General features: G+C 42.6%; 21 protein-coding genes. 2 read left to right on the top strand and 19 right to left on the bottom strand.

The genetic code is table 11. The features are described 5' to 3' along the window. Positions 1-12: 12 nt before the first annotated feature. The 17 genes from O3616_RS07900 to O3616_RS07820 form a co-directional block, all read right to left on the bottom strand. Positions 13-2,409, bottom strand: coding sequence for a primosomal protein N' (locus O3616_RS07900; protein WP_371638570.1), 2,397 nt, complete (start codon positions 2,407-2,409; stop codon positions 13-15). Between the two features lie 65 nt (positions 2,410-2,474). Next, positions 2,475-2,789 (bottom strand): DNA-directed RNA polymerase subunit omega, encoded by a 315-nt coding sequence (gene rpoZ / locus O3616_RS07895; protein ID WP_000979235.1) that lies wholly within the window; start codon positions 2,787-2,789, stop codon positions 2,475-2,477. A 24-nt stretch (positions 2,790-2,813) separates the two neighbouring features. Further along, entirely contained in the window at positions 2,814-3,440 is a 627-nt protein-coding gene (gmk, locus tag O3616_RS07890; protein ID WP_000775041.1) for a guanylate kinase, read from the bottom strand. Between the two features lie 133 nt (positions 3,441-3,573). After that, complete coding sequence (locus tag O3616_RS07885; RefSeq protein ID WP_000404934.1) at positions 3,574-5,187, bottom strand: ribonuclease Y; 1,614 nt, start codon at positions 5,185-5,187, stop codon at positions 3,574-3,576. A gap of 190 nt (positions 5,188-5,377) precedes the next feature. Continuing rightward, positions 5,378-5,632 carry a Txe/YoeB family addiction module toxin gene (locus O3616_RS07880; RefSeq protein WP_371638569.1) on the bottom strand — a complete coding sequence of 85 codons (255 nt, stop codon included), beginning with the start codon at positions 5,630-5,632 and terminating at the stop codon, positions 5,378-5,380. A gap of 3 nt (positions 5,633-5,635) precedes the next feature. Next, positions 5,636-5,890 carry a type II toxin-antitoxin system Phd/YefM family antitoxin gene (locus O3616_RS07875; RefSeq protein WP_000388572.1) on the bottom strand — a complete coding sequence of 85 codons (255 nt, stop codon included), beginning with the start codon at positions 5,888-5,890 and terminating at the stop codon, positions 5,636-5,638. A gap of 237 nt (positions 5,891-6,127) precedes the next feature. Then, positions 6,128-7,225, bottom strand: a complete 1,098-nt coding sequence (locus O3616_RS07870; protein WP_371638568.1) for a nucleotidyltransferase — start codon at positions 7,223-7,225, stop codon at positions 6,128-6,130. Then, positions 7,222-7,959: a hypothetical protein gene (locus O3616_RS07865; protein WP_371638567.1), complete on the bottom strand. Its 738-nt coding sequence runs from the start codon at positions 7,957-7,959 to the stop codon at positions 7,222-7,224. The genes O3616_RS07870 and O3616_RS07865 overlap by 4 nt, the downstream gene beginning before the upstream one ends. A 9-nt stretch (positions 7,960-7,968) precedes the next feature. Continuing rightward, entirely contained in the window at positions 7,969-8,709 is a 741-nt protein-coding gene (locus O3616_RS07860) for a class I SAM-dependent methyltransferase (protein ID WP_371638588.1), read from the bottom strand. A gap of 109 nt (positions 8,710-8,818) precedes the next feature. Further along, complete coding sequence (gene rsfS / locus O3616_RS07855) at positions 8,819-9,172, bottom strand: ribosome silencing factor (RefSeq protein WP_049488396.1); 354 nt, start codon at positions 9,170-9,172, stop codon at positions 8,819-8,821. Then, complete coding sequence (yqeK, locus tag O3616_RS07850; protein ID WP_371638566.1) at positions 9,173-9,766, bottom strand: bis(5'-nucleosyl)-tetraphosphatase (symmetrical) YqeK; 594 nt, start codon at positions 9,764-9,766, stop codon at positions 9,173-9,175. After that, positions 9,766-10,395 carry a nicotinate-nucleotide adenylyltransferase gene (locus O3616_RS07845; protein WP_000963708.1) on the bottom strand — a complete coding sequence of 210 codons (630 nt, stop codon included), beginning with the start codon at positions 10,393-10,395 and terminating at the stop codon, positions 9,766-9,768. The genes yqeK and O3616_RS07845 overlap by 1 nt, the downstream gene beginning before the upstream one ends. Before the next feature lie 51 nt (positions 10,396-10,446). Further along, the gene (gene yhbY, locus O3616_RS07840; RefSeq protein WP_000060169.1) at positions 10,447-10,758 is read right to left on the bottom strand and encodes a ribosome assembly RNA-binding protein YhbY; all 312 of its coding nucleotides are present in this window, start codon (positions 10,756-10,758) and stop codon (positions 10,447-10,449) included. A 212-nt stretch (positions 10,759-10,970) separates the two neighbouring features. Then, entirely contained in the window at positions 10,971-12,077 is a 1,107-nt protein-coding gene (yqeH, locus tag O3616_RS07835; RefSeq protein WP_371638565.1) for a ribosome biogenesis GTPase YqeH, read from the bottom strand. 2 nt (positions 12,078-12,079) lie between these two features. Beyond that, on the bottom strand, positions 12,080-12,607 hold the full coding sequence (locus O3616_RS07830) for a YqeG family HAD IIIA-type phosphatase (protein WP_049488402.1): 528 nt from the start codon (positions 12,605-12,607) through the stop codon (positions 12,080-12,082). A 14-nt stretch (positions 12,608-12,621) separates the two neighbouring features. Then, positions 12,622-13,530, bottom strand: coding sequence for a magnesium transporter CorA family protein (locus tag O3616_RS07825; protein ID WP_125410167.1), 909 nt, complete (start codon positions 13,528-13,530; stop codon positions 12,622-12,624). A gap of 51 nt (positions 13,531-13,581) precedes the next feature. Next, positions 13,582-14,148 (bottom strand): mechanosensitive ion channel family protein, encoded by a 567-nt coding sequence (locus tag O3616_RS07820; protein WP_371638564.1) that lies wholly within the window; start codon positions 14,146-14,148, stop codon positions 13,582-13,584. Positions 14,149-14,299: 151 nt separating this feature from the next. Here O3616_RS07820 and sstT point away from each other — a divergent pair, with 151 nt between their 5' ends. Both sstT and O3616_RS07810 read left to right on the top strand, forming a co-directional pair. Continuing rightward, a complete protein-coding gene (gene sstT / locus O3616_RS07815; protein WP_371638563.1) occupies positions 14,300-15,505 on the top strand; it encodes a serine/threonine transporter SstT in 1,206 nt (401 codons plus the stop codon). 66 nt (positions 15,506-15,571) lie between these two features. Further along, a complete protein-coding gene (locus O3616_RS07810) occupies positions 15,572-16,525 on the top strand; it encodes an aromatic acid exporter family protein (protein WP_371638562.1) in 954 nt (317 codons plus the stop codon). A 50-nt stretch (positions 16,526-16,575) separates the two neighbouring features. Here the strand turns inward: O3616_RS07810 and O3616_RS07805 are convergent, their stop codons facing one another. After that, positions 16,576-16,800, bottom strand: a complete 225-nt coding sequence (locus O3616_RS07805; RefSeq protein ID WP_049488409.1) for an accessory secretory protein Asp5 — start codon at positions 16,798-16,800, stop codon at positions 16,576-16,578. A gap of 4 nt (positions 16,801-16,804) precedes the next feature. Further along, positions 16,805-16,984 (bottom strand): accessory secretory system protein Asp4, encoded by a 180-nt coding sequence (gene asp4, locus O3616_RS07800; RefSeq protein WP_049488410.1) that lies wholly within the window; start codon positions 16,982-16,984, stop codon positions 16,805-16,807.

Genomic DNA, 16,984 nt, shown 5'->3' with positions numbered 1-16,984 from the left:
ATCTTCTCCTTCTTATAAAAATTGCTGTGGCTCATGGTCAATGCTGAGACGGAGCTCACTATTTTCCCGTTCTTGAGTCAAGGCCAGAACCTGATTTAGAGTCGGCCCCAGCTCATCTTCTAAACGGTATTTAATCAAAATCTGGTAATGATAGAGGTTGTGGGTACGGGCAATGGGTTTGGGCGTTGGCCCAAGAATGTTACTGGTATCTGACAATCCTGACCGCAAAATGTTCATCACTTCATAGGCACGTTTGACCACCTCTTCTTCTTTCTTGTGAGAAAGGGTAATGCCAATGGTGAAATAGTAAGGTGGATAGCCAAGTTGTCGTCTGATTCCCATTTCATAGGCATAAAAGCCTTCGTAATCCTGATCCTTAGCAAATCGAATAGCGTAGTGCTGAGGATTGTAAGACTGAATCAAGACCTGCCCAGCTTTTTCAGCACGTCCTGCCCGACCTGCCACCTGAGTCAAAAGCTGGAAAGTTCTTTCAGAAGAACGGAAATCAGGTAGATTTAAAGCCGTATCCGCATTAAGCACTCCGACTAAGGTTACATTGGGAAAATCCAAACCCTTTGCAATCATCTGAGTACCTAGTAAAATATCTGCTTCTCCTCGCCCAAACTGGTCAAGCAGAGCTTGGTGACTACCTTTCTTACGAGTCGTGTCCACATCCATCCGCAAAATGCGGGCCTGCGGAAAGAGTTCTGCCAGCTCGTCATAAGCCTTCTGAGTTCCTGTCCCATAATAACGAATACTGCGACTCTTACAGTTAGGACAGACCTGAGGAATGTCTTTCGAAAAACCACAATAATGGCAGTTCATGGTCTTGGTATCCATGTGCAAGGTCAAGGAAATGTCACAGTTGGGACAAGTATCCACGGTCCCACACTCCCGACACATGACAAAGCTAGAATAACCACGACGATTGAGCATAAGAACCACCTGCTCTTTTTTAGCTAGACGGTCCTGAATAGCCTCTAGCAAAGGTGGCGTGAAGTTTGACGTCTCATTTTGTCCGATATAGTCTCGAAAGTCAATTACTTGAACCTCAGGGATCCTAGCTAAAGGATTGGCGCGTTGGGTCAGACGTAAATGTTGATAAACGCCTTTGCCAGCCCGAGCACGGCTTTCTAAGCTCGGTGTCGCGGAACCAAGAACCAATGCCGCTTGATTGTATTGGGCCCGTAAAACAGCCACCTCTCTAGCATGGTAGCGGGGATTACTGTCTTGCTTATAAGTCGCTTCGTGCTCCTCATCGATAATCATGACACCTAGATTTTTCAGCGGAGCAAAGATGGCCGATCTGGCGCCAACCACAACTTGGGCATCGCCGCGTTCCACCTTGCGCCATTCATCATACTTTTCACCATTAGACAAGCCTGAGTGAAGAATGGCCACTTTCTCACCAAAACGGGCAATAAAACGCTCCGTCATCTGTGGAGTCAGGGAAATCTCAGGTACAAGCAAAATAGCTGTCTTGCCCTTGTCCAAAGCCCCTTGGATAATCTGCAAGTAAACCTCGGTCTTCCCACTTCCTGTAATCCCTTGAAGGAGGAAAGGAGGCTGATGACTGCCAATCGCACTGACAACCGCATCACGCGCCTGCCTTTGCTCTGGATTCAACTCCAAAGGCTGACTTGCTTCAATGCCTTCAAAATAAGCAGCCGAGCGTTGCACTTCCTTTTGGACTATGGTCACAGCACCTTGTTCCACAAAAAAGTTGACTTGCTCCCGCGAATAGAACTCTAGCAAACTAGCCAAGGAAGCACTCTCAGGATGAGACAATAAATAGTCTCTCAATTCCAACTTTTTCTTGGCACGCGCAGATATTTCAACACCTTCTAATTGAGCAAGATTCACCTCATACCAAGACTGGATCTTGACCTTCTTTTGATCAATTGCCTGATATTCCAGACCAAGCAGACCTTTCCTAGTCAAACGCATCATTTCAGCTTGCTTAGCTAAATCCAGAGAAGAAAAGGCAAGCGAATCCTCTGAACCAAACAAACGATCTCGGTCTTCCTGACTCAGACCTGCCATAGGATAGAGAATCTTGTCATAGCTGGAGTTTAGAAATCCCGGCAACATAGCCTTGAGGATAGAGATTTTGTAGGAGAAGACTGACTTACGGAGCTCTTCAGCTAGCCAGAGTTGTTCTTGCGTGAGAACAGGAGAAAAATCCAGCACCTCTGCAATATCTTTTAAATCTTGCTCCATCTCTTCTCTTTCTGATTGGGACTCCAAACCAAGAACAATCCCTTGAATCAGGCGATTGCCCTTACCAAAAGGCACGTGAACCCGCATCCCAACTTCCAGCATTCCCTCAAATTCCTCCGGAATCCTGTAACTATAGGGCTGGTCCGTCTGCATCAAGGGCACATCCACAATAATCTTGGCTATAGCCATCTTCTCACCTCCTCCTTGTCAGTAGATTCTTGCAATAGAAAAAATAAGATTGAGTCCCCCCAACCTTAAATTTTTTCACCATCTTCTTTTTCTTTAGCAATTTGCTCTTTGATTTTCTTTTCTTCTTCTTCTTTGCGACGTTTTTCTTCTTCGATACGGCGACGCACTGCTTCACGTTTTCCTTCTGGATCTGGGTGAATTGTAACGTTTCCTGATTCGATTTCTTCTAAAGCGCGAAGAGTTGATTTTTCAGACTTGAAACCTTGAGTAGCTGGCGCACCTGCTTCCAATTCGTGGGCACGTTTTGCTTCCAAGATTACGAGTGAATATTTTGATGGAACCTTGTCGAGCAAGGTATCAATAGAGGGTTTTAACATCATTTGCTTGTACCTATTTTCTAAATTTTATCGGGTAGTTGGAGATTTCGGTAACATCTCCTGATAGTGACCAATGACACGATCCACACGGAAGTGCTCTGCTTCGATCACACGTTTGACACGCTCAGCAGCTAGGGGCACCTGATCGTTGACAATCGCATAATCATACTCACGCATAAGGGCAATTTCTTCCTTGGCTTTTTCGATTCGTTGGGCAATCACTTCTGCACTGTCTGTTCCACGACCTACCAAACGATCTTGCAATTCATCCAAATCTGGTGGTGTCAGGAAGATAAAGACAGCATCTGGAACCTTTTTCTTGACCTGAAGAGCGCCTTGAACTTCAATTTCAAGGAAAACATCGATTCCCTTGTCCAAGGTTTCATTGACGTAGGTCAGAGGAGTTCCATAGTAGTTACCGACATATTCTGCATATTCCAACATCTGTCCTTGACGAATCAGCTCTTCAAACTCTTCACGAGTACGGAAGAAATAGTCCACTCCGTCCACTTCACCAGGACGTTGTGCGCGTGTCGTCATCGATACAGAGTATTGAAATTGGTTTTCAGAACTCTCAAAAATCTCTCTTCTAACCGTTCCTTTTCCAACCCCTGAAGGACCAGAAAAAACGATTAGTAAGCCTCGGTCTGCCATTGTGTCTCCTTTTAGTCAGTCTGTGAAAATAAAATTCCCCTTCAGATAGTAGCAGTTTGCGCAAACTATCCTTCTACAGTCTTTCTATCTAGTGTAACAAAAAAGCAGTAATTTTTCAACTGCTCTTTCTTATTTATTTAGCATAATCTACTGCACGAAGCTCGCGAATCACGGTTACCTTGATATTTCCTGGGTAATCTAGATTGTTTTCAATTTTCTCACGAACTTTATGAGCCAAGATTGTGACTTTGTCGTCCTTGATTTGTCCTGGATTGACCATGATACGAATTTCACGTCCTGCTTGAAGGGCAAAGCTATTTTGTACCCCTTCAAAGCCGTTCGCAATTTCTTCCAAATCATGAAGACGCTTGATGTAGCTTTCAAGAGACTCACTACGAGCACCTGGACGAGCTGCGCTCAAGGCGTCTGCTGCAGCAACGATCACTGCAATGACGCTCTCAGCTTCAACATCTCCGTGGTGACTAGCAATCGTATTCACCACAACTGGGTGTTCCTTGTACTTACGTGCCAGTTCCATACCGATTTCAACGTGGCTACCTTCAACCTCGCGGTCAATGGCTTTTCCGATATCGTGAAGGAATCCGGCACGACGGGCAAGAGCCGCGTTTTCACCAAGCTCACTAGCCATGATACCAGCCAACTTAGCAACCTCAATCGAATGGCGCAAGACATTTTGTCCATAAGAAGTACGGAACTGCAAGCGACCCATGATTTTCATCAAGTCTGGATGAAGGTTTGGCGCACCAATCTCATAGGCTGCTGCCTCACCATATTCACGGATCTTATTATCAATCTCTTGACGGTTTTTCTCAACCAACTCTTCGATACGAGCTGGGTGGATACGACCATCTTTGAGCAACATTTCCATAGTCATACGAGCAATCTCACGACGAATCGGATCAAATCCTGACAAGGTCACCACTTCTGGTGTATCGTCGATAATCACATCGACCCCTGTCAAACTTTCAAAGGTACGAATGTTACGACCTTCACGACCAATAATGCGTCCCTTCATAGTATCATCTGGCAGATGAACTGTTGAGTTTGTTGACTCCGCTACATATTCACCAGCGATACGTTGCATAGCTTGAACCAGTATGTCCTTGGCCATTTTATCAGAACGTTCCTTGACCTCTTGCTCAGCTTCGCGAATACGGCTAGCAATCTCCTTGGTCAAGTTTTCCTCTGTCTGAGCCAAGATAATATCTCGTGCTTCTGCCTGAGACAGAGCACCAATACGCTCTAACTCTGCTTCTTTTTGTCTTTCGACTTCCTCTAATTGCTCTTCACGCGCATCAAGGTTTTTCGCTCTATCAGAAATACTTTGTTCTTTTTGTTCAAGTGTTTGTTCTTTACTCGTCAAATTGTCGTCCTTACGGTCGAGGCTAGTAGCTCTCTCTGTCAAACGACTTTCGATTTGTTTGAGTTCTTGACGTTCTGATTTGAATTCAGCGTCCACTTCTTCACGGTATTTTCTGGCTTCTTCTTTGGCCTCCAATAGTGCTTCTTTTTTAAGAGACTTGCTTTCACGTTTAGCTTCATTAACAAGTAAATCCGCTTCACGTTCAGCTTGTCCACGTAAATTAGTTGCTTCTTGTTCAGCATTTAAAAGCATCAACTCTGCAGCTTCCTGAGATGATTTCATCTTGGCTGAGATGCTGACATATCCAATGACTAAACCAATGATGACGGCAAAAACAGCAATCGCAAGCGACATGATTTCCATGTTTTTACCTCATTTTGTTATTATTCTGAATGACATACATTCTTATACATTCTACCATAAAAAAGTGATTTTCACAAACCTAAAATAGAATATGTTTTGAGGAATTTGGAACGCATTTGCTAAAATAAACTTGTTTTTTAGAAGTAGTAGTTTAGTAGAGACTTGAGAAAAATCCTACATTTCAGTAGACTTAGTAATGATCTTTGGAAGACAAGAAAGCCACGCTATCTCCATCCATCATATAAATCAAGCGATTTTCTGCATCAATACGACGTGACCATGCTCCTTGGTAGTCATACTTGAGTGGTTCTGGCTTACCTATTCCTGTAAATGGATCGCGTTGAATATCCTTGATTAGCATGTTGATTCTTTTTAGGGTTTTCTTATCCTGAGTTTGCCAGTAGCAATAATCTGCCCAGGCATCTTCTGTAAACTTGAGCAGCATTTCTTACTCCTCAATAACATGAACCTGAGTACTTCCAGCACGAACTTGAGCCATTCCTCGCAAAACCTTATCAGAAAGTTCCTTATTTTGAGCAATTCTCAGGGTTTCTTGGATACTATCCCACTCACTCTTTGAAAGTACTACAATGTCCTCGTCTGGATTTTTATTGACCACCGTCAAAGGCTCAAATTCATCATTTACCTTCTTCATGTAGTCTTTTAAATGATTTCGGAATGTTGAGTAAAGAACTGCTTCCATAACCATACCTCGTTTTACCTCTTTTCCACTATTATACACGAAAAGAAAGAAATTGTCAGGAACTTGTACAAGATTTTCTTTGCTATCTATTTATACTCAATGAAAATCAAAGAGCAAACTAGGAAACTAGCCGCAGGCTGTACTTGAGTACGGCAAGGCGACGTTGACGTGGTTTGAATTTGATTTTCGAAGAGTATTATTCGTAAAAAATCTCAAAAAGCCTACCTTTCAGTAGACTTAGTTTGTTTCTATTCTAATCGGCACTCTTCCAAAATTCTGCTCTGTTATACTTGAATTTCCCAGTTGATAAATCTGGTCTGCCTTTTGAGTCATTGCATCCCAGGGTTCTTTGCCAATTCGGCTGACTAGATTAACCTGCCCTTTCAGAGACTTGAGATGCTGTCTACCTTTTTCGGTAAAACCAAGAACATGGATGACTTCTGGCATGTCACTTTCTCTAGCCTGCACCAAGATATAGGTCAAGAGGCGTCTGACACGCGCCTTGGTATAACGCTTGGTCGCAACCCCTTCAACCAAGTCTTCCACAGACTGAGCGGTTTTGATAGCATCTCTGATGCGCACAGCCATTTCTTGATTAACCTGATAGATGGTGGTTAAGTCTAGATTGGACAAGATTTGATAGCGGAGCAAGGGAAAATAGTCTTCCCAGCTCACCTTACTGGCCTGCTCAAATAGGGCAATAGAAGGCATAAAGCGTTCTAAGAAATCTTGGTCCTTCTGGTGCTGACGAAGAGCTGTTGCCGAGGCAAAGTCCACATCCTTGTCCACAGAATGATAACCCGCCCCCTGACGCTGAATCGGATGCAGCTTGATATTTCGTCCTGCAACCGCCTTGGCATAGGCGAGAGCAAGAACATGATTAGGCGTATTGCCTGAAAAATCAAGACCTGCAAATTCCTTCCACATGGCTTGGGTTTTCTGGGGATAAGAAAGGGAATCAGGCAGATTTTCCACAAATTTCTCCATCTCAGCACCTTTCTCTGTGTATAAGTCAGCAATTTTCTGGTAATCCAGAACTTCTTCTGTCCCAAAAACTAGGCTATCAATGCCCAATCGAGCCAAGATATCCACAGCTCCTTGCCCAAAGAAATCTGCCGCCTGAACACTGACTAAAAAGGGTAATTCTACTACCAGATCCGCTCCATTTTCCAGCGCCATCTGGGCCCGTGTCCACTTATCCACGATAGCAGGCTCGCCTCTTTGCATAAAATTCCCAGACATGGCAATGATTTTCAGCCCCTCTGCCTGATCCAGCATGTATTTATGGCCATTATGAAAAGGATTGAACTCGGCTATAATACCTGTGATGGTCATGCTTTATCATCATCTCCCACCATTTTTATTAATGAAATTAAAACCTTTGATCCAGTAACACAAGAAGCCATAAATAATGGAATAATGGCATATGCGTCAACCTGAATATTAGGTGTCTTCGAATTGTCTAATGTGATGAAATACGCTACTATCACTATAACAGTCATGAAAAAGGACGCGATTAATTTAAACCAAATAAGACAATATTTATGTAATTCATTGACAATATTTTTATCTTTTTCGGATAGTTTAATGTAAAGAGAGATAAAAATAAGTATAATGAACATTGTAGCTAACACAACTATTACATTTTGAACTAATTCTAAAACTCTATCTTTAAAATTAATCACTATATCTATAGAACCATTGGTTATATGTGAAAACTCAGCAAATTTTATAGATGAATATGCTAAAATCATAGGAAATACAAGATACTTCAAGACTTCAAATTTATTATCAATTTCATAATTTATAATCTTCTTTAAAAATAATAAAGGTGTTTTAAAAAATAATAGAATTAACCATAACATTAAAAAAACTACAATGATAATCACTCCTAAAATCGATGCAAGTCCTTTTTTCCAGTTATTAAAAGATATATTTTTATGTAAAAAATCAATATAGCTCTTAAGTCCTGCTTTTATTTCTGTAGTTAATTTTACTCTAAATTTTATGTAGTAATATCCAAAATAAATTAAAATAAATACTAATAAGTAATAATATCCTCTTATCATGCTAATCTCCTACTTCTGCGCCACAAAAAACCAACGGGTGCTGGTTTCTGTTGGCTCCTTGTCCTCAAAGTCTGCATAGAGTTTGAAAGACTTGAAACCAGCCTGCTCCAGCAAGATATCATAGGTCAAGACTTCGTATGTACGCTCCTCATGCACTTCATCGTGGCGACTAAAGGACCCATCCTCTTCCTTGATAAAGAAAGTCAACTCATGAACGATAGAGTGAGGCGCTGCATCCTCGTAGGTATCCCAGAGCATTGCAAAATCTTCTGCATTTTCATGATAAGAATAGCCTGGAAAAACTTCATCTGTCTGATAGGTCGAATGCACATCAAAGATAAATACCCCATCTTCGTTGAGGGAATTATATACTTCCTTAAAGACATCCCCTACTTCCACCTCATCCTGCATGTAGCAGATTGAGTCCGAATAACAAGTGACAAAATCATATTGACATGCTTTGGATAAATCCAGCATATTGCCTTCGATAAAATCAATCTTTTGCTTGGCTGAAGCCGCTCTCTTCTCAGCAATCTTCAACATATCCCCACTCAAGTCAAGTCCAGTCACATCAAAACCAGATTGAGAAAAGCGGACAGACTGGATGCCTGTCCCACAAGCCAATTCCAAGAGTTTCTTTCTCTCCTTGGTCTTAGGCAAATGACGAAGCGAAAAATCCGTCCATCTATCGTATAAACTGTCGTCCATGACCGCATCGTAAACAGCCGCAAAAGTTTCATAAGTTGCCATAATCATGATACCAAGAGCGTCAATGGCAAACACCACTCGCCCTTTACCTTTCTATCGATTTTTCTAAAATAAGCAAAGAAACCCAGTTGACTGCAACCGAGTTCGTCTTCTAAGCAAGAGTTTCAGATAAATCTACTGAATTCGCCTCATGCCATAGTTTTTCCAGATTATAGTGGGCACGCATTTCTTCTGAGAAGATATGCACAACGACAGCACCGAGGTCTAGCAAGACCCAACCTCCAGCTGCATCGCCTTCGATATGGCTACCTTTAAAGCCTGCATCAGCTACTTTTTCACGGATGTTATCAGCGATAGCATCCAACTGACGGCTATTCATTGAACTAGTAATAACAAAGTAATCCGTCACGCTAGTCAAATCTTGTACGTCAAGTGCGAGGATATCCTCCGCACGTTTCTCATCAGCCGCTTTCACGACTAGTTCTAGTAATTCTTTTTCGTTCATTTAGTCCTCTTTCAAATAGTGCACAAAGGCGTTATAGGTTTCAAGGGTTTGGGGATAGATGGGGAATCCCTGATGAGCTAGATGCTCCACGGTTCGTGCCGTTTCATAGGCCACTGCCTTATTGAGCGATAGACTTGCAATCTCACGCGCCACGTCCACTCCAGGAAAGGCACGATTGTGCTCGATATAGTCTGCGACGTAGATAACCTTATCAAGATCAGTCATCTGACCGGCCCCGACTGTATGGATTTCAATGACTCGCAGAATTTCTGAATCATGCAAATCCAAATCTTCCTGAATTTTGTAAATTCCGACCATCCCATGCCAGACATTATTGCCCCAGTTTTTGAGGTTAGGGTCTAGCTGATAACGGTCAATCAAGTCTAAAAATTCCTGATCTGACAGTTTTTTAGCGTAGTCATGAAGAAGGCCTGCTAGTCCTGCTTTCTCGGCATCTACTCCAAATCTCTCCGCCAGTTCTATGGCTGCACGCTCCACACCCAAGCAATGGGTTAAGCGTTTCTCGGGTAGAAGCTCTGCCATTTTTTCCAACAAAGCCTCACGGGAGCAGTTGATATAGTCTTGATAGGCCATCAGTAGAGCCCCTCCTTCTCGATGTAGTCTAGCACCGGCTGAGGCAGGAGAAAGTTGGGTTTCCGTCCTTGGGCAATGAAGTCACGCACCATACTGGACGAGATATCCATGAGAGGCACATCCACCCAGATAACTGGATAGGAAGTCCCTGCCTTGTAGCGTGGGCGCTGAACTCCCACAAACTGAACCATATCAACCAGTTCATCAATTCGGTACCACTTAGGCAGATAGTCCACCATATCGGCACCGATGATAAAGTAATAATCCGTATCTGGATTCTTCTCTGTTAAAATTTTCATAGTGTCATAGGTATAAGAAATGCCCTTGCGCTCCAACTCAATAGTTTCAATGTCCAGACCTTCAATCCCCTCAATCGCCAACTCAAGCATCTTGAGACGATGGTGTTCAGGGATTGTTTCCTTTTTATCTACATGAGGAGGTTGGTATTCAGGCATGAGCAAAACCTGGTCCAGTCCCAACTGCTGGCGTACTTGGTCAGCAACAATCAGATGGGCATTGTGAACAGGGTTAAAATTTCCCCCTAAAATCCCGACTTGTTTGCGTTTTTTCTCCTTGATTTCTGGCTCCAACTCTACCTTAGTAAAGGGAGTCAATAATTCGATTGCCATAGGCTAGTCTCCTTTATTTCTCTGTAAAAACAGTTGTTTGGAGTAGGTTTTTTAGATTTCTTTGACTTTTTTAGAAATCTTGCGATTTTCTTTCTTGCTAGATTGTTTAAACAAAATCAAGATGCGTCCGATTTTTTGGACTGTATCCACACCGATTTCTTCTTCCAAAATTTCAGCTACTTCGTGGATATTTTCATCGGTGTTTTGCAAGAGCGTTACTTTAATCAATTCGCGGGCATCAAGAGCTTGACGGACGCTGGTTTTGATTTGGTCGTTAAGTCCATTTTTCCCGATTTGAATGATGGGTTTGAGGGTGTGTGCCTGACTGTTGAGGAAGGCACGTTGTTTTGATGTTAATGACATAATTTTCTTCCTTGTTTTTTGATAGTTATTTTAGGTGGTGAGGGACGGTCGGAACTAATTTTCCAAAGATCTCATCTTTGAAAAATGGATTTCCTGACCTCACAATTGAGCCTTGGTCTCAATTGCGCCCCTTGCCAATCTACAGATTGGCAAAACACCACGGCAATAACTATCTTTTTATGAGCTCACTTTGTTCGCTCAGTGATTTCATTTTAAATGATTGCTTTTCGTGTGACGACGGCGACGCCTTCTGGTGCCCAGACGGCGACTTTGGCGGTGCCTGTTACGCGGATCCAGCCTAATCCTGAAATGACTAGGTCTGTCTTGTCCTTGATGGTAAATACATGCTCAACCAGTTTAGGAAAATCTTCTTTTTCCTTACTATTTGGTGGTGTTAGAAGGGTTCCAAGGTGCTTATCGTAGAAAGCACTAGCGCCTTCAAGCTTGGTACGATGGAGTTTGAGTTCATTATCAAAGAAGGCTGTGAAACCTTGCTTTTCACCAGTGATGAAATCAAAGCGTCCTAGACCGCCTAGAAACAAGGTTTGCTCTGGATTGAGCTGATAGGTTTTAGGCTTGATTTCCTTTTTAGGGCTGACATACTTGAGGTTTTTGGCCGTCAAGTAGTGAGCCATCTGGTGACGGTGGATAATCCCCGGTGTATCGTAGATATAAGATCCGTCATCAAGCGGAATCTCAATCTTGTCCAAGGTTGTCCCTGGGAAGCGTGAAGTCGTAATGACGTTCTGGTCACCCGTGATTTCTTGGATAATAGCATTGATTAGAGTTGATTTTCCAACGTTGGTCACACCGACCACATAGACATCGCGGCCCTTTCGGTAGTGCTCGATTTTGTCAATGACTTCCTTGATGGCATGTTTGTTTTGTGCCGAAGTTAGGACGACATCGACTGGACGAAGACCTTCTTCGTGGGCACGCTCCATCAGCCATTGGCTAATCTTACCCGGTTTAACAGACTTGGGCAAGATATCTTTTTTATTTCCAACCAAGAGAACATCATTACCCGATACAAAACGTGGCAAGCCTGGGATAACAGAGCCATTAAAATCAAATATATCAATGACATTAACCACCAAAGCATCACTGTCTCCTACCTCGTGCAAGAGCTTGAGGAAATCATCGTCCGTCAACTGGACATCCGTGATTTCATTGTAGTGGCGGAGACGGAAACAGCGTTGGCAATAGACTTCGCCAGTCTCCAAACCTTTTTCAAATGCCGACTGGGGGGTAAAACCAAGACCAGCCTTGTCTGTCGTCTGAATGGTTGCTCCACAACCAATACAGAGAATTTCTTCCATAGTTAAATTCCTTTTTTATATGTAATCGGTCCGTACTTTTCAGTGATTTTTCGCATCACACGGCGCTCACGAGCTCGGTTAATTTGCGTTTTGATCGAGTCGTGTTGGACCAAGGGTTTGACTAAAATCGAGCGAATGCCAGCACGGTGGGCTGCTCGTATATCTGTCATGAGCTGGTCGCCAACCATGACCACTTCGCTTTTCTCATAGTGGAATTCCTTCATGGCACGATTAATCCCAAATGTGAAGGGTTTCAGAGCCCAATAAACGTAATCAATCCCAAATTTCTCAACTGCTCGTTGGACACGTTTTTTGGTGTTATTTGAGACTACGATAATGCGAATGCCCGCGTCCCGAAGGTCATGTAGCCATTGCTTCATCTCTGGCGTCCCATCAGGGTTGTTCCAAGCAATGAGGGTATTGTCCAAATCGACCAAAACAGCCTTGATTCCCTGCGCCTGCAGGCTTGGGACTGTCAGATCATAAACTGCTTCCACAGCAAAATCTGGCATGTAATTTTCAATCGCCATTCTGGCTCCTTTTCTTAACTTTTTTTCGCAATTTTCCTTAGTAACAATGACAAGACAATCCACAACCCAGCACTAGCCAAACTGATGTAGAGCCAAGCATGGGGCTCATCTGTTAAAGGTAGGGGAACATTCATTCCGAAAAAGCCTGTCACGACTGCCAAAACCGCTAGCAAGACTGAAATGATGGTCAAGGTTGTCAAATTATCATTCAGATTATTGTTTAGGATGTTGTTGTAAGATGCTGATAGTTGTTGGAGTACTTGAGAAATCAAGTCTGTCATGGATACCAGCTGATGAGCCTCAATCATGGCATCATCAAACTGTTCTCTCTCAATCTCGTTAAAACTGCGATAGAGGGCATGCCCTTGAATATGCTCGAGCAACATGCGATTTTGCTTGGCAGCCGCAGTAAGATAAACCATACCAGTCTCCAAGTCGGACAGCGCAAAAAGATTTTTCTTAGTTGTTCGCTGGCGCAAGAGGCCATTGACCTCGTCCTTACTCTTATCCATCTGCTCTATGACAGGATAGTAGGCATTGCTGATGATTTCCAGACTGGCAAAGAGAAACTTGTAAATCGAAAGCATGTCATGACTCTCCAGATAACGGGTCATCTGTTCAATGACATAGGCGTTCTTGGTATTACTAATGGTAATCAGGCGACGATGTTCCACGATAAAGGTCATAGGAAAAGCTTCGTAGTATTCCTTATCCTTTTTCAAGTTCAAGACATTGTAGATAAAGGTCACAGTCCCATTTTCACGGTGATAATCCATGTGAGCGCGCTCATTTCTATCCAGCGCGTATTCAATGGTTTCCTTGTCCAAACCGTAGATTTCAGAAAGGTCCTCTAGTTTTTTCAACTTGTCCAAATCTAGGTTAATCCAGGTACAACCATTGCCCAACTGTTTTTCTAAAAACATCTTCTCTCCTTTACCAAACTCTTTCTATTGTACCATAAATCTGCTAAAATTTCAGGCCTGGTCTGTCCGAGAGAAATTGCTGACAACGGTGATATTCCGATTGGGAACGAAGTGCAGAACCTGGTCTTCTCCTCTGAGTTGCGTTGTTCGAATGCCGACGCTGACAACCTTGCCCGATACAGTAATAGGCCCATTTGTCAGAACGACCTCATCTCCCACATCCAGTTGATGTTCAAAGAGGATGAAAAAGCCATTGATGACATCAGACAGAAAACCTTGGGCTCCCATACCAATGGCCACCCCAGCTATCCCAGCACCTGCCAGCAAACTAGAAACTGGCAAACCCAAAATAGACAAGATACAGTAAAGCAAAAAGAAATAAAGGGTATAATTAAACACATTCTCTAATAAACGTGAAATGGTTTTCTGACGTCCGACATCGTGACGAGACATTTTTAGAGAAGGTTTGACAATTCTCTGCACCATGGTATGGAGCAATTTCTTAGCTATATAAAAGAGTAAAAATAGAAATAACAGAGAAATTAACTTGGTTAAGATATTTTCAATAATCGTTGTAACATCAAGCTTATTGAGGTAGGTTTGAATAAATTCTTTCATAGAAAACTCCTTTCATTTATTATACCATACTTTCACAAGTGATGAATCTCCATAAATATTCAAAAATAATAGCCGAAATAGACAGAAAATTCTTGATTTTAGTTCATATTTATACTATAATCATAAACATTACACAACTAAGGAGGTTGTTATGAAAAAATTCATTCATGCTTGGAATAAGGCAAGCCTAATCAAACGGATTTTGATTGGTATGCTTATTGGAGGGACCCTAGGACTGACACTTCCTAACATTTCAGGAATTGGTCTACTCGGAGATCTATTTGTTGGCGGTCTAAAAGCCATCGCACCTATTCTAGTCTTTGCCCTCGTTGCTAACGCCCTTTCCCAACATCAAAAGGGACAAGATAGCAACATGAAAACCGTTATCTTCCTTTACTTGGTGGGAACCTTTGCTGCTGCCCTTATCGCTGTACTAGCAAGTTTCATAGTCCCTGTTGAGATTACCTTAAATAGTGCCAATACAGAAATCGCACCACCAGATGGGATTGGCCAGGTCCTCAGCAATCTCTTGCTCAAACTGGTTGACAATCCAGTCAATGCCCTTGTCACAGCCAACTACATCGGTATCCTGTCTTGGGCAGTTGTTTTCGGTATTGCTATGAGAGAGGCCAGCAAAAACAGTAAAGAATTGCTGAAAACTATGGCTGATGTGACTTCTAAGATTGTCGAATGGATCATCAACCTAGCTCCATTTGGTATCCTTGGTCTTGTCTTCAAAACCATCTCTAACAAGGGAATCGGCAGTCTCGCTAACTACGGAATCTTGCTTGCCCTCTTGGTGACAACTATGTTCTTTGTGGCTCTGGTAGTCAATCCACTAATTGCCTTCCTCTTTATGAAGAGAAATCCTTATCCCCTCGTTTTGAAATGTTTGCGTGTCAGTGGTGTGACAGCCTTCTTCACTCGTAGTTCTGCGGCCAACATTCCTGTCAATATGAAACTTTGTCACGACCTTGGACTAGATCCAGATACCTATTCGGTTTCTATCCCACTCGGTTCTACTATCAACATGGCCGGAGCAGCGATTACCATTAACGTTTTAACCCTTGCTGCAGTAAATACTCTCGGCATTCCTGTTGACTTTGCGACAGCATTTGTCCTCAGTGTAGTAGCAGCAATCTCTGCCTGTGGTGCTTCTGGTATTGCGGGAGGTTCCCTCCTTCTTATCCCAGTTGCTTGTAGCCTTTTCGGTATTTCTAACGATATTGCCATGCAAGTTGTTGGGGTTGGATTTGTGATTGGTGTCATTCAAGACTCATGTGAAACAGCCCTCAACTCTTCTACAGATGTCCTCTTCACAGCTGTTGCCGAATACGCAGCAGCCCGTAAGAAATAACTCATAAAGACAAGCCTGCTCAGGTCTTGTCTTTTCCGCTTTTATCTAACTTACTAGGAAATCCTTATGTCTATTAGCCAACGTACGACCAAGCTCATCTTAGCTACCTGTCTTGCCTGCCTTCTTGCTTATTTTTTCAATCTCTCCTCAGCTGTCTCGGCTGGAATCATCGCCCTATTGAGCCTATCTGATACCCGTAGAAGTACCTTAAAACTGGCCCGAAATCGCCTCTTTTCCATGCTTCTAGCTTTGATTATCGGAGTTCTGGCTTTTCACTTGAGCGGATTTCATATATGGAGCCTTGGCCTCTATCTAGCCCTCTATGTGCCTCTAGCCTACAAGATGGGATGGGAAATTGGCATCACACCAAGTAGCGTTTTGGTTAGCCATCTCTTGGTGCAAAAATCAACCTCTCCAGACCTTCTAGTCAATGAATTCCTTCTCTTTGCTATCGGTACAGGATTTGCCTTACTGGTTAATCTCTATATGCCTTCACGAGAAGAGGAAATTCATCACTACCACACATTGGTAGAAGAAAAGTTAAAAGATATCCTTCAACGCTTCAAATATTATTTATCCAGAGGGGATGGACGCAACCGAGCACAGTTAGTTGACGAATTAGACACCCTTTTGGAAGAAGCTCTCAAACTAGTCTATTTGGATCACTCAGACCACCTCTTTCACCAGACGGACTACCATATCCACTATTTTGAGATGAGACAGCGACAAAGTCGTATCCTGCGAAATATGGCCCAGCAAATCAACACCTGTCACCTAGCTGCCAGTGAGAGCCTAATTTTAGCCCAACTCTTTTCAAAAATTGCCGGTCAACTGAGCCAGACCAATCCTGCTTCTGATTTACTAGATGAAATTGAACGTTATCTGGAAGTCTTCCGTAATCGCAGTCTGCCCAAGACAAGAGAAGAATTTGAAACCCGAGCCACCCTTCTCCAACTCCTACGCGAAGCCAAAACCTTCATCCAAGTAAAAGTTGACTTTTACCAAAAATATGGACAGTAAAAAAGAAAACTTCAGACCAATCACAAAAAGTGAAAATCTGGAGTTTTCTTTTATTTGTAAGTTAGCACCATAAAGGTTAATAGTAGGATGAATAAGGCTAAACTCACCAATAAAGTGAAGACCTTTACCAGGGTGTTGCTCTGCCAGTAGCTTGGTTTTCCAATATTACTGGTGGCATCCATGGAAAATAGTTGATTTTGACGAGGTTGTATGGTTACCAATACAATCAAAGCAAGAGAGAGGATAATAGCTAAAACAATCAGAATATCAGTCATAGGCCTACCTCAAAATCCCTAGCAAGGTAAAGAGTAAACCAATCAGAATCATTAAACCCAAGATGAGTGAAAAAATCTTACTAATCTTTTCCCCTCGGGTTTCTTTTTCTTTCTTGATCGGTTTTTGTTTCAACTCTTCCATACGACCTTCAACGTCTTTGTAAAATAAATCTTCGTCTGACAT

Source organism: Streptococcus sp. 27098_8_86, assembly GCF_041432595.1.
GTDB classification, from domain to species: Bacteria; Bacillota; Bacilli; order Lactobacillales; family Streptococcaceae; genus Streptococcus; species Streptococcus pneumoniae_F.
This window is presented reverse-complemented; position numbering and strand designations above follow the sequence as displayed.